10 protein-coding genes are annotated in these 12,928 nt (G+C 64.0%); 5 read left to right on the top strand and 5 right to left on the bottom strand.

All coding sequences use genetic code 11. The annotated features are described in order from the left end of the window. Window positions 1–5: 5 nt before the first annotated feature. Complete coding sequence (locus ACZK13_RS16595) at window positions 6–683, top strand: response regulator transcription factor (protein WP_005410804.1); 678 nt, start codon at window positions 6–8, stop codon at window positions 681–683. Continuing rightward, a complete protein-coding gene (locus tag ACZK13_RS16590) occupies window positions 646–2,013 on the top strand; it encodes a sensor histidine kinase (RefSeq protein ID WP_032128829.1) in 1,368 nt (455 codons plus the stop codon). Before ACZK13_RS16595 ends, ACZK13_RS16590 begins: the two co-directional genes overlap by 38 nt. 162 nt (window positions 2,014–2,175) lie before the next feature. Here the strand turns inward: ACZK13_RS16590 and coaE are convergent, their stop codons facing one another. From coaE to ACZK13_RS16575, 3 genes are read right to left on the bottom strand one after another with little or no spacing between them, the layout of a single operon-like run. Continuing rightward, window positions 2,176–2,787: a dephospho-CoA kinase gene (gene coaE, locus ACZK13_RS16585; protein WP_346484935.1), complete on the bottom strand. Its 612-nt coding sequence runs from the start codon at window positions 2,785–2,787 to the stop codon at window positions 2,176–2,178. 11 nt (window positions 2,788–2,798) lie between these two features. Further along, complete coding sequence (locus ACZK13_RS16580; protein WP_242875030.1) at window positions 2,799–3,662, bottom strand: prepilin peptidase; 864 nt, start codon at window positions 3,660–3,662, stop codon at window positions 2,799–2,801. A gap of 8 nt (window positions 3,663–3,670) precedes the next feature. Further along, on the bottom strand, window positions 3,671–4,930 hold the full coding sequence (locus ACZK13_RS16575; RefSeq protein WP_107432143.1) for a type II secretion system F family protein: 1,260 nt from the start codon (window positions 4,928–4,930) through the stop codon (window positions 3,671–3,673). Between the two features lie 235 nt (window positions 4,931–5,165). Between ACZK13_RS16575 and ACZK13_RS16570 the strand changes: the two genes are divergently transcribed. From ACZK13_RS16570 to pilB, 3 genes are all read left to right on the top strand, one after another. Continuing rightward, window positions 5,166–5,744 carry a pilin gene (locus ACZK13_RS16570; RefSeq protein ID WP_478481952.1) on the top strand — a complete coding sequence of 193 codons (579 nt, stop codon included), beginning with the start codon at window positions 5,166–5,168 and terminating at the stop codon, window positions 5,742–5,744. Between the two features lie 6 nt (window positions 5,745–5,750). Next, window positions 5,751–6,983, top strand: coding sequence for a methyltransferase family protein (locus ACZK13_RS16565; protein ID WP_478481951.1), 1,233 nt, complete (start codon window positions 5,751–5,753; stop codon window positions 6,981–6,983). Window positions 6,984–7,647: 664 nt separating this feature from the next. Then, window positions 7,648–9,342, top strand: a complete 1,695-nt coding sequence (pilB, locus tag ACZK13_RS16560; protein WP_478482527.1) for a type IV-A pilus assembly ATPase PilB — start codon at window positions 7,648–7,650, stop codon at window positions 9,340–9,342. Window positions 9,343–9,493: 151 nt separating this feature from the next. On the opposite strand, the gene ACZK13_RS16555 is transcribed toward pilB, so the two are convergent. Together ACZK13_RS16555 and ACZK13_RS16550 are read right to left on the bottom strand one after the other, a co-directional pair. Further along, entirely contained in the window at window positions 9,494–10,867 is a 1,374-nt protein-coding gene (locus ACZK13_RS16555; RefSeq protein WP_032128822.1) for a sigma-54-dependent transcriptional regulator, read from the bottom strand. Window positions 10,868–10,927: 60 nt separating this feature from the next. Further along, window positions 10,928–12,541: a sensor histidine kinase gene (locus ACZK13_RS16550; protein ID WP_049401617.1), complete on the bottom strand. Its 1,614-nt coding sequence runs from the start codon at window positions 12,539–12,541 to the stop codon at window positions 10,928–10,930. Window positions 12,542–12,928 lie beyond the last annotated feature (387 nt).

Raw genomic sequence — 12,928 nt, 5'->3', positions numbered from 1 at the left:
TGACAGTGAGAATCCTGGTAATCGAAGACAACAGCGACATTGCGGCCAACCTGGGCGACTACCTGGAGGACCGGGGCCACACCGTGGACTTCGCGGCTGACGGGGTTACCGGTCTGCACCTGGCCGTGGTGCACGAGTTCGACGCGATCGTGCTGGATCTCAATCTGCCAGGCATGGACGGCATCGAGGTCTGCCGCAAGTTGCGCAATGAAGCGCGCAAGCAGACCCCGGTACTGATGCTCACCGCCCGCGATTCGCTGGACAACAAGCTGGCCGGCTTCGATTCCGGCGCGGACGACTACCTGATCAAGCCGTTCGCGCTGCAGGAAGTGGAAGTGCGTCTGAACGCCCTGTCGCGACGCGGCAAGGGCGTGCAGACCCGCGTGCTGGAAACCGGCGATCTGGAATACAACCTGGATACGCTGGAAGTGCGCCGCCAGGGCAAGCTGCTGCAGCTCAACCCGACCGCACTGAAGATCCTGCAGGCGCTGATGGAAGCGGCCCCGGCCGTGGTGACCCGCCAGGAGCTGGAAACCCGTGTGTGGGGTGAAGAACTGCCCGATTCGGATTCCCTGCGCGTGCACATCCATGGCCTGCGCGCGGTGGTCGACAAGCCGTTTGAAGTGCCGCTGATCCAGACCCGCCATGGCATCGGATACCGCATCGCCACCCCGGAAGCCTGATTCGGTGGCAACCAAGGGGGAGCGCCGGCGCACGCCTTATCGGCGGCGCCTGCGCAGCCGCATCATCGTTTCGTTCGTGTTGTTGGGCTTCTGCCTGACGACACTGTTTGCGTTCGCCACCAACTGGGCCCGCCTGCGCGTGGAAAACCAGCTGGTGGAAGAGCTGATGAACCGCAACATCGACGAGTATGCGCGCCGCTATTACGAGCACCCCGGGCATAACCCGGACGCACCGGTGCTGCAGATCAAGGCCTATGCCTATTCGAAGGACAAGTTCGACCGGGTGCGCGAAGAGCGCGCGCAGTGGGCGGGCTTCTCCGATGGCATCCACAGCGTCAGCGGCGATGAGCACGGCGAGCCGTACTCCTACAAGCTGGCCGTGCGCAAGACGCCCGACGCCTGGTTCTTCCTCGCCTATGACATGACCGACAGCGTGCGCGGCGGCAAGCAGCTCAACCGCGCGCTGGTGCTGTCGGTGCTGGTGTTCAGCGTGCTGTCGCTGGTGCTGGGCTGGTGGTCGGCCTCGAAGGTGATGAAGCCGGTGTCGGATCTGGCCGCGCGGCTGCGTGCCTATCGCGGCGGCACCAGTGACCCCGAACCCCTGGCGCCACGCTTCCCCGACGACGAAGTGGGGCAGCTGGCACAGGCGCTGGACGACTATTCCTCGCGGCTGACCGAAGTGGTGCAGCGCGACCGTGAATTCAATGCAGACGTCAGCCATGAGCTGCGTACGCCGCTGGCAGTGATCCGTGGCGCCACCGAGCTGCTGCTGACCCGGCCCGGCCTGGACGAGAAGGTGCTGCAGCGCCTGCAGCGCATCCAGCGCGCCGAACAGCAGTGCAGCGATCTGATCGGCGCGCTGCTGCTGCTGTCGCGCAACGAGCGCGGGCAGGGCACCAGCAACGTCGCCCGCGTGGCCGAGCAGCTGCTGGACGCACACCGTGCGCAGCTGGGTGGCAAGCCGCTGGAGCTGCTGCTGGAAGGTGAGCGCAATCTGGTGATCGACGCGCCCGAGGCGGCGTTGTCGGTGGCACTGGGCAACCTGATCGGCAACGCGGTGAAGTACTCGCAGGACGGCGAGGTGCGCGTGTTCGTCGGCACCAACTCGGTGTCGGTAACCGACAGTGGCCCGGGCCTGAGCGAGGAAGACGCGGCCAAGCTGTTCCAGCGTGGCTACCGCGGCACGCATGCCGGCCACTCGCAGGGCGGCGGCATCGGCCTGTCGATCGTCAGCCGCCTGTGCGACCTGTACGGCTGGCAGGTAAGCGTGCGCCCCGGCGGCCAGCGTGGCGTGATTGCCACCCTGACGTTCTCGCCGAAGCCGTTGTAAGCGGTAGGTGCCGACCTTGGTCGGCACGAACCCCGCCGACCTTGCATCGCGCCCTGTGTCGCTTGTGCCACCACCGTGATCGCTGCCGCGCCCCGCGCGTGTAGATCCACGTCATGCGTGGATGCGCTTCGGTAGTGCCGGCCGCTGGCCGGCAACCAGGCCTCACCCCCCGGCCAACCCCAGATACCGCGCATGCAGCTGTTCCACCTGCACCTGCAGGTCCTCCGGCTGCCCATCATTGACCACCACGTCATCGGCCAGCGCCAACCGCTGTGCGCGGCTGGCCTGCGCAGCAATCATCCGGTCGGCCAGCGCGGCATCAATGCCATCGCGCTGCATCAGCCGCGCATGCTGCACGGCTTCGGGCGCATCCACCAGCAACACCCGGTCCAGCCACGGGTAGGCCTTCTGCCCACCGACCTCGGTCAGCAGCGGAATCGCGGCAATCGCATAGGGGCTCTCAGCCTGCTCGCACTGCTGTTGCATCAGCAGGCGGATGGCGGGGTGGGTGATGGCTTCCAGCGCCGTCCGCTCGGCCGGGTCGGCAAACACGTGGGCGCGCAGGCGCCCCCGGTCCAGGCTGCCATCGGCCAGCAGCATGTCGGCGCCGAAACGCTCGGCAATGCGGGCCAGCGCCGGGCTGCCGGCAGCCACCACGGCCCGTGCGGCCAGATCAGCGTCGGCCACCACGATCCCCAGCGCCTCAAAGCGCCGGGTCACCTCGCTCTTGCCGGAGGCGATGCCTCCGGTCAGGCCAACCACATAGCGGCTCATGGGGGCTCCCCTCAGCGCAGCCCGCTCATCACCAGGTACTGCTCCACCAGTGGCGCACCCCACATGAAGTAGATCCAGCCGGCGATGGCCAGGTACGGCCCGAACGGGATGGGCGTGGCGCGGTCACGGCCGCGGCTGTACAGCCAGATCGAGCCGATGATGGCGCCCAGCACCGACGACAGCAGGATGATCGGCAGGATCCCCTTCAGGCCACACCAGGCGCCCAGTGCCGCCAGCAGCTTGAAGTCGCCGTGGCCCATGCCTTCCTTGCCGGTCAGCTGCTTGAACAGCCACCAGACCGTCCACAGCGACAGGTAACCCACCGCCGCGCCCACCAGTGCGGGCTTGGCTGGCATGTAGAGGTTGTCGATGCTGCCTATCAGCCCCAGCCACATCAGCGGCAGGGTCAACTGGTCGGGCAGCAGCTGCGTTCGCAGGTCGATGCCGGACAGGGCGATCAGGAAGCAGGTCAGCACGATGGCCCCGAAGCCCTGCCAGCCGAAGCCGAACTGCCAGACGCAGGCCAGCACCAGCACCGAGGTCAGCGCCTCCACCAGCGGGTACTGCAGCGAGATCGGCGCCTTGCAGTGCCGGCACTTGCCGCCCTGGATGATCCAGCTGAACAGCGGGATGTTCTCGTACCAGCTCAGCTTGTGCTTGCAGTGCGGGCAATGCGACGGCTCCACCACGATCCCCGGTGGGGGTGGTTCATAGAAGTCCGGTTCCTCCAGGACTTCGCGCGCATCGCGCTTCCACTGCCACTCCAGCCGCTTGGGCAGCCGCAGGATGACCACGTTCAGGAAACTGCCCAGCAGCAGTCCCAGGGCGGCCGCGGCGGGGTAGCCGAGGCCGGGGTGCTGGTCGAGAAATGCCATTGATACCTTTAGCCGACGACGGCGCCGAGTTTGAAGATGGGCAGGTACATCGCGATGACCAAGCCACCGACAATGGTACCAATGAACACCATGATCATCGGTTCCAGCAGGCTGCTCAAGGCATCCACGGCATTGTTCACTTCCTGCTCGTAGTATTCAGCCACCTTGAACAACATGGCGTCCAGGGCGCCCGCCTCTTCGCCGATGCCGGTCATCTGGATGACCATGTGCGGGAACAGGTTCAGCTGCTTCATGGCCATATTGACCGGATAGCCCACCGAGACGTCGTCGCGCATGCGCAGGACGGCTTCGCCATAGACCTTGTTGCCGGTGGCGCCAGCCACGATGCCCAGCGCCTCCACCAGCGGCACGCCGGCCTTGAAGGTCACCGCCGTGGTGCGGGCGAAACGGGCAATCGAGCTGTTATGCATGATCTGGCCGATCACCGGCACCTTCAGCACCAGCCGGTCGACCGTGTGCTGCATCTTCTCCGAACGCCGGTAGGTCATGGCGATGGCCACCACCGCTCCGATCACGACGATGGCTATCAGCCACCACCACGACACCATGAAGCGGGACAGGTTGACCACCATCTGGGTGAAGGCTGGCAGGTCGGCACCGAAACTCTTGAAGACCTCCTCGAATTGCGGCACCACCCAGACCAGCAGGATGGTACTGACCAGGAAGGCCACCACCAGCACCATGGCCGGGTAGAACAGGGCCTTCTTGATCTTGCCCTTCAGCGCTTCGATGTTCTCCTTATAGGAGGCGATCGTGTCCAGCACCGTTTCCAGCACACCGGCGCTTTCACCGGCGCGGACCAGATTGCGGTAGAGCTCGTCGAACTGGACAGGGTGACGGCTGATCGCCTCGTTCAACGAAGAACCGCCCTCGATGTCGGCGCGAATCCCGTCCACCATCTTCTTCATGCGCGGGTTCTTGTGCCCGCTGCCGATGATCTCCAGTGCCGAGACGATCGGAACACCGGATTTCATCATCGTAGCCATCTGCCGGCTGAAGAACGCAATGTCCTTAGCGCCCACGGGCTTGCCGGCCGCGCCGAACAGTGGCTTCGGCTTCGGCTTGACCTGGCCGGGATTGATCCCCTGCTTGCGAAGTTCGGCGCGCAGCAGATTGGCGTTCTTCGCCAACTGCTCGCCCTTCATCTTGATCCCCCGCTTGTCGGTCCCCTCCCAGACAAACGGCTGCAGCTCCATGGTGCTACGCGCCACGGGCTCTTTCTTGATCGCACTGCGACTGACAGACATGTTGGCTCCCCAAGGCCCGCCATCCCCAGGCGGGCATCCTGACCGGCGATGGTAGCCGGTTCAGGGCCGTCCGGGGAGCCTGCTGGCGTGACGCCGCGCAGGGTTTTCGACCTGGCGAGACGAAAGGTGACGTACCGCGTCACATTGCCGCGTCCATCGCAGATTCGCTTCTGGGGGGTTCCCATCCGCGAAATTGCTGCCATCATTGGCGCGGGGAAATCGGGGAGACGCTGCCATGGGAGATTGGCACGTAACCTGCGTTGATCCACCCGCGGGGACGGGCAGCCTGCTCATCCGGTCATTTGGCCGGCCGGCAGCCACCCCCGACATCAACCACCACTTATCTTGGGGATGTACCACCATGAAGAACCAGAAGGGCTTCACCCTGATCGAACTGATGATCGTCGTCGCGATCATCGCCATCCTGGCTGCCATTGCGCTGCCGGCATACTCGAACTACACCAAGAAGGCCAAGGTCTCGGAAGTGATCCTGGCTGCTTCTTCGCTGCGTACCGACGTGTCGGAATACGTGGCCAGCAACAATAAGCTGCCGGGCACCGATTGGAAGCCGGAAACTCAGGCTACGCAGTACGTTGCCTCTGTGAAGTGGGATGGCGCGAAGATCATTGCCGAAGCAAAGGGCATTGATACTGCCAAGATTGATGGCAAATTCATCTATCTGATTCCGGATGCCTCGAAGGTTACCGATGGCGTGGTTCCTGCTTGGAACTGCACCGGTACGATCGATGCGCAGTACCGTCCGGGCAGCTGCCAGGGAACCGCTCCGGCTACCAGTTCCTCCAGCGGCAGCTAATCGCGGTTGAACGATACTGTTGTGCCAACGGGGGCCATCGGCCCCCGTTTCTGTTTAGCGGAGGCAATGGTGATTAGTCGTCCTCAATCCGCTGTCTCACAGAAGGTGGGTTTCTGCGGGGCATTAGGGGCGGTTTTGAGCTTTGCAGGGGCATATGTTGCTGGCGGCGATACATTCGTGCAGTGGCTGTCGCTCATGTTAGGTGCTGCTCTACCAATGTGGTGGCTTGAGTTTCGTGGCGTCGCTGCTTCGGTTGCAGCGCTGGATCGAAAGCAAGTCTTGCTCGGAGTAGCTACGATTGCAGTGTTGCAGTCAGTGATCCTGACATTGCAAATGGAATTGGGTGGTAGGGCAGGAGGCGCTGTCGCACAAGTGCTGCCGGTATTGCTCGGCGGTGGCAGTGTTCTGTTGATGTTGGCTATGTTTCGACCGGAACTGCTAGGCGAAACATTACCAGCAACTGGAAGAGCCGCACTTTCATTGTTGCGTGGACGTAGCATGGCAAACGATGAGCGTTTAGCACTCCTTGGTTGGGGGGTGAAGTGCTTCTTTCTGCCTCTCATGCTCGCTTGGTCATGGAACTGGATCGCAGGGCTCGAGTATCAACCCACTAGTGTTGGCCTAATTTACTTTTATACGATTGGCATTGCCCTTCTGTATGCGGTTGATACTGCCTTTGGCTTGATCGGCTATCTTTCGACCGCCAAGTGTATTGGTGGTGAAATACGTTCTGTGGACAGTACCATTTCAGGCTGGCTTTCAGCCCTTGTGTGCTATCCGCCTCTGAGTGCCTTGGTAGTCGATACCTGGTTAATTGCCCGCAATATGAATCACTGGCGGGATTGGTTTGAATCGAGTGGAGTTGTGTCAGGGCTGTGGGCAGGTTGCATCCTCTTGCTTACTGGGGTCTATACTTGGTCAACGGTCGCTTTTGGCCCTCGTTTTTCGAACCTTACACATAGAGGAATCATCACGCATGGGCCCTATCGCTGGAGCAAACATCCCGCGTATATAAGTAAAAATCTTTCTTGGTGGCTAATCTCCGTTCCATTTCTATCAACGTCAGGGGCGTGGCCTGCACTTTTCTCCTGCTTAGCGATGTTGGCAATTAACGCTATCTACTGGGTGAGGGCTCGCACCGAAGAACGACATCTTAGTCAGGATCCGGTCTATCGCCAGTATTCGTCATGGGTGAGGAGGTATGGCCTGATCGCGAAGATTCGGCTTAATGTCGATTAGTTGCTATTGCTCGATCAAAGAAAGGGGCTGGATCTGCGCTATAGAACGCTTTGGTACGGTTACGCGCGTTTCTATGGCCTTCCAGTCAATCTGCAAGGCTGATGTCGAAGCCCTGCAATTCGAATGCGACTGGGGAGTTCGCAATCATCCGACCATCCACCAGATGATGGTCATGGTTGATGCCGGGTCGGTCGGGTTGATATGCCAGTCCATATGGCCCCTGTATCCGAGATTGTTCGTAGAAAGTCCATGGAGCCGTCGCTGGTTACAAGCAGCATCGCGCTGGGTGCAAGTCTGGTGAACCTGCGCATGATCAGTACGGGCAGCCGATGACCATTACGCTGTGCTCACGGGACGAAGATGATTGTTGCGGGGAAATTGCGGTGCCGAGCAGTTGGCTGACCCAGCATCAGGCTAATATCTGTTCTGAGGAATGCAACATGGCGACTGATCGCTGGCGGATACCGTAGCGTCGTGGCAGCTGACGGACCAGTACTGGCAGGCGCTTGCGCTTGATGCTCGACGGAACGGGCCACTACGCCTGCCGAGCTACCCGGCCTTATAGGGGCCTGTACCCGCTACCAATGCTGCATCCCTACCGTCAGGGTAAGAGTAGAACAAGGAATACCATGAGCGTCGTTCCCCCCCCCCCAACCTCGTCGGCATCACCGGCCTGGCCCGCCGCTTGGTCCAGGACGGTGCCTTGGACGAGGCCTCCGCCCGCGACGCCATGGCCAAGGCCACGGCCGCCCGCCAGCCGCTGCCTACGTGGTTCGCGCAGAACAAGCTGGTCAGCGCCTCGCAGCTCGCCGCCGCCAACGCGGTCGAGTTCGGCATGCCGCTGTTCGACGTGTCCACGTTCGATGCCAACCAGAACGCCATGAGCCTGGTCAGCGAGGAGCTGCTGCGCAAACACAACGTGCTGCCGCTGTTCAAGCGCGGTGGCAAGCTGTTTGTGGGTACTAGTAATCCAACCCATGCGCTGGACGAGATCAAGTTCCACACCAATCTGGTGGTGGAACCGATCCTGGTCGATGAAGACCAGATCCGCCGCACGCTCGAGCAGTGGCACGCCAGCCACGACACCATCGGCGATGCGCTGGGCGGCGACGACGAGGGCATGGCCAACCTCGATGTCGGCCTGGGTGACGAAGATGGCGCGGGTACCGACTCAGGCATCGACGCCAAGGGCGACGACACCCCGGTGGTGAAGTTCGTCAATAAGGTGCTGGTCGATGCCATCCGCAAGGGCGCATCGGACATCCACTTCGAGCCTTACGAAGACGACTACCGCGTGCGCCTGCGCATCGACGGCCTGCTGAAGATGGTGGCGCGCGCGCCGGTCAAGTTGAACCAGCGCATCGCTGCGCGCCTGAAGGTGATGGCGCAGCTGGATATCGCCGAGAAGCGCGTGCCGCAGGACGGCCGCATCAAGCTGAACCTTTCCAAGAGCAAGCAGATCGACTTCCGCGTGAGCACGCTGCCGACCCTGTTCGGTGAGAAGGTGGTGCTGCGTATCCTGGATGGCAGCGCGGCCAAGCTGGGCATCGACAAGCTGGGCTACGAGCCGGACCAGCAGAAGCTGTTCCACGACGCCATCCACAAACCCTACGGCATGGTGCTGGTGACCGGCCCGACCGGCTCGGGCAAGACGGTGTCGCTGTATACCGCGCTGGGCATCCTCAACGATGAGACGCGCAACATCTCCACCGCCGAAGACCCGGTGGAAATCCGCTTGCCCGGCGTCAACCAGGTGCAGCAGAACAACAAGCGCGGCATGACCTTCGCTGCGGCGCTGCGCTCGTTCCTGCGACAGGATCCAGACATCATCATGGTCGGCGAAATCCGCGACCTGGAGACGGCCGAGATTGCGATCAAGGCGGCGCAGACCGGCCACATGGTGCTGTCCACGCTGCATACCAACGATGCGCCGCAGACCATCGCGCGTCTGATGAACATGGGCATCGCGCCGTACAACATCACCAGCTCGGTGACGCTGGTGATCGCCCAGCGCCTGGCACGCCGGTTGTGCGGCAACTGCAAGCGACCGGCCAACCTGCCGGAGCACGCGCTTCTGGCCGAGGGCTTCACCCAGGCGCAGCTGGATGCGGGCATCCAGTTGTACGAGGCGGTGGGCTGCGATGAGTGCACCGAGGGCTACAAGGGCCGAACCGGTATCTACCAGGTGATGCCGATGACCGATGAGATCGCCACGATCGTGCTGGCCGGCGGCAACGCACTGCAGATTGCCGAGGCGGCGCAGCAGATCGGGGTGAATGACCTGCGGCAGTCGGCGTTGAAGAAGGCGGCAGCGGGTGTGACCAGCCTGGCCGAGATCAATCGCGTTACCAAGGATTGAGGTAAATCCACGCCATGCGTGGATGACGCGATGCATGAGGTTGCCGGCCAGCGGCCGGCACTACCACGTTGGTGGGTGGATCCACGCCATGCGTGGATGGCGCGGCGGCGCACGCCAACCAAAGTTGGCACCTACCAGGGCCGTTCGGCCCTTACTCCATCCCCAGCTTCTTCAGCTTGTAGCGCAGCGCGCGGAAGGTAATCCCCAGCTGCGCAGCCGTGCGGGTCTTGTTCCAGCGGTTCTCTTCCAGCGCGCGCTGGATGGCGCTGCGCTCCAGCTGCTCGATGTACGAGGGCAGGGCGGCACCGCCCGGCTGCAGGTCGGCCACCGCTTCGGCGGGAGCAGCGCCGCCGGGCGCACGTGGGGCGTGCTGCGGCAGGCGCAGGTCGTCGGCACCGATGCGGTCTTCTTCGGCCAGTGCAAGCGCGCGCTCCAGAATGTTCTCCAGCTCGCGCACATTGCCCGGGAACGCATAGTGGGCCAGCGCTTCTAGCGCCGACGGCGCCAGCAGCGGTGTGGCACGGCCGTGGCTTCGGGCCAGCCGCGCCAGCACGGCGGCAGCCAGTTCCGGCAGGTCCTGGCGGCGCTCGCGCAGCGGCGGCACCTTCAGTTCAATCACGTTGATGCGGTAATACAGGTCGTGGCGGAAGCGCCCGTCCTCGACCAGTTCGGCCAGGTCACGGTGCGTGGCCGAGAGAATGCGCACGTCCACCGGTTCTTCGTTGGCCGCACCCACCGCACGCACCGACTTTTCCTGGATCGCGCGCAGCAGCTTCACCTGCATCTGCAGCGGCAGCTCGGCCACTTCGTCCAGGAACAGGGTGCCGCCGTGTGCAGCCTGGAACAGGCCCGGCTTGTCGGCATGGGCGCCGCTGAAGCTGCCTTTGCGGTGGCCGAAGAATTCGCTCTCCATCAGCTCGCCGGGAATGGCACCGCAGTTGACCGGCACGAACGGACCAGCCGCACGCGCGCCCTGGGCGTGGATGGTGCGCGCGACCAGTTCCTTGCCCACGCCCGATTCACCGAGGATGTAGACCGGCGCCTGGCTGCGCGCGACCTTGCCGATGGTGGTGCGCAGAACGTCCATGGCCGGCGAAGCGCCGAGCAGGCGTGCAGCCTGTTCGGTGGCGGGGCCGGGCGCAGGGCGTTCGGTGTTGTTGAGTTCCAGCGCGTGCTTGACCAGGCCGCGCAGCACCGAGATGTCCACCGGCTTGCTGACGAAGTCGAAGGCGCCGGCCTTCAGCGCTTCCACGGCCAGGTCCATGCTGCCGAACGCAGTGATCATCGCCACCGGTGTGCGCGGGTAGTGCTGGGCGATCTCGCTGACGAGCTCGATGCCGTTGCCATCCGGAAGGCGCATGTCGGTGATGCACAGGTCGTACGGGTTGCTGGCCAGCAGCTCGCGCGCTTCGGCCAGGTTGGCGGCGGTACTGATGCGCAGCCCCATGCGGCCGAGGGTCAGTACCAGCAGTTCGCGGATGTCGCGTTCATCGTCGACGACGAGGGCGCTGCGGGTTTCGTTCATGGGCGTGAAAGATAAACGAGGGGGCTGGAAGCGACAAATGTTTGACGCACAGAATTGGAATCAGGTGGGCAACAGCGTGTGCGGGCCAGGCAGCACCAGGCGGAAGCAGGAGCCGCCGGCGGGCACCGGGATGTAGTCGAGCCGTGCCTGGTTGGCGCGGCACAACTCGCGGGCGATATACAGGCCCAGCCCGGTGCCGTGCTCGGAGGTAGTGAAGAACGGGCGGAACAGCTGTGCGGCCACGCTCTCGGGAATGCCCGGGCCACGGTCCATCACGTCGATCACCGCGCTGCGCTCGTGCTGCGCCACGCGCAGGCGCACGCGCGCCGGCTGCTGGCCGATGCGGCCGTATTTCAGTGCGTTGTGAACCAGCACGGTGAGCACCTGGTACAGGTGTTTGCTGTCGACCTGCGCCATCACCGCCGTGTCGCTGATGATCGGTTCGATGCTGTCGGTTTCCAGCGTCTGGCCCTGCTTGTACTCCAGCACGAAGCGGCGCACGAAGGCGACCAGGTCGACGTTCTCGGGTGTGGCGCGCTCGCGCCGTGCCAGCCCCAGCACGCTCTCGACGATGCCGTTGGTGCGCTGGCATTGTTGGCGGATGATCTGCAGCAGGCGGCGGTCGCTTTCGTTGAAACCGGTGCCTTCCTCCAGCAGCTGCACGGCGTAGTTGATCGCCGCCAGCGGATTGCGGATTTCATGGGCGAGGCTGGCCGAGAAGCGGCCCATCGCCGACAGGGTGAGCGATTCGGCGCGCCGCGAGACCACGCTGGAGTCGTCCAGGAATACCAGCGCCAGTTCGCTGCCGGCCAGCAGGCGGGCGAAGCGCGGTTGCACTTCCGGCTGGTCGGGGTTGAGCTGCAGCGGCAGTTCGTCCTGGGCCCAGCCGTTGCGCCAGCGCTGCAGGCGGCGCGCCAGTTCCGGCGCGGCACTGGCCAGATCCAGGCGTCCCGTCTCACCGATGCCGTCGTTGTCGCCGAGCAGCATCGAGGCCGCTTCATTGGCCAGGGTGATGCGGTTGTCGGCGTCCACCACCAGCACGCCGGTGCGCATGCGGCGGATGATCAGTTCGTTGATCTGGAACAGGTTGGCCACTTCGTCGCCGCGCTGGTTGGCCAGCTGCTGGTTGCGGCGCGCGCGGTTGCCCACTTGGTAGCTGATGAAGGCCAGCGCCAGGTAGCTGGTGGCGAACATGGCCAGCTCGGCCAGCGTGCGGGTGGGGTCACCGCCTTCGAGCACCTTCCAGAGGTATTCGGTACCGGTGGCCAGGCTGGCCGCAACCGCCAGGCCCAGGCCCCAGCTCAGCGGCAGCAGGGTGGCGGCGGCGGCGATGTTGAACAGCAGCGACATCGAAATGCCGGCGCTGGCACCGGGCAGGGCATGCGCCAGCAGGGTGGCGGCGATGATGTCCACCAGCACGCTGCTGACCACGATCGGGCGCAGCCAGCGTTCGTTGCGGCCGATCGCCAGGGCCAGCAGCGACAGCAGCAGATAGATCGCCGCGACGGTATCGGCCAGACGCGGGTGATGGGCCTCGCCGACCATGCCGGACAGGGGGCTGTAGAGCAGGCCGGCGATGACCGCGGCGATCAGCACCCGGTACAGCGCGAAGAAGTACAGCTCACGCCGCGGAATCGATTCGATGCGGTCGATCAATGAAGCACTGGGTGACACGCCGGAACTCCCCTTCTGGCTGCCTGGGTCTGGAATCTGCGGCGGCCCTGCCTGGCATCCCCTGAAGCCGGGCGGGTTCGTCGCTTCTATGTGGCCTGCGGTGGAAGCCGCCGGGCAAGCCCGACACTACACACCTTGGTTGACCAGTATAGGGCCCCCGGCAGGATGCCGCCGGAGCCGCCCGGATCGCGCATTTGGCCTGCCGTGGATACCGGTGGTCAGCGCCGGCCCGGGCGCAACTGCCTGAATGGCGGTGGAAATCTGGCCGGGTGTGGCGTTTTGTACAGACTTCTTTGCGCCCCGGCGCCGGCTCGGCCACAATAGTGGGCCCGCCGCGGTCCATGCCGGCGCCCCGCCGGGGCCCTGAGGAATTGCGTGCGGTCGTTC

Source organism: Stenotrophomonas sp. 99219_Sma (assembly GCF_056480785.1).
Note: the sequence above shows the minus strand (reverse complement) of the source record. Positions and strands in the feature narration are given on the sequence as shown.

What these genes read in the sequence shown, in the direction of transcription:
- ACZK13_RS16590 (WP_032128829.1), top strand. Translation starts at nt 646, where the DNA reads ATGGCATCGGATACCGCATCGCCACCCCGGAAGCCTGATTCGGTGGCA.
- coaE (WP_346484935.1), bottom strand. Translation starts at nt 2,787, where the DNA reads ATGAGCCGCTATGTGGTTGGCCTGACCGGAGGCATCGCCTCCGGCAAG.
- ACZK13_RS16580 (WP_242875030.1), bottom strand. Translation starts at nt 3,662, where the DNA reads ATGGCATTTCTCGACCAGCACCCCGGCCTCGGCTACCCCGCCGCGGCC.
- ACZK13_RS16575 (WP_107432143.1), bottom strand. Translation starts at nt 4,930, where the DNA reads ATGTCTGTCAGTCGCAGTGCGATCAAGAAAGAGCCCGTGGCGCGTAGC.
- ACZK13_RS16570 (WP_478481952.1), top strand. Translation starts at nt 5,166, where the DNA reads ATGGGAGATTGGCACGTAACCTGCGTTGATCCACCCGCGGGGACGGGC.
- ACZK13_RS16555 (WP_032128822.1), bottom strand. Translation starts at nt 10,867, where the DNA reads ATGAACGAAACCCGCAGCGCCCTCGTCGTCGACGATGAACGCGACATC.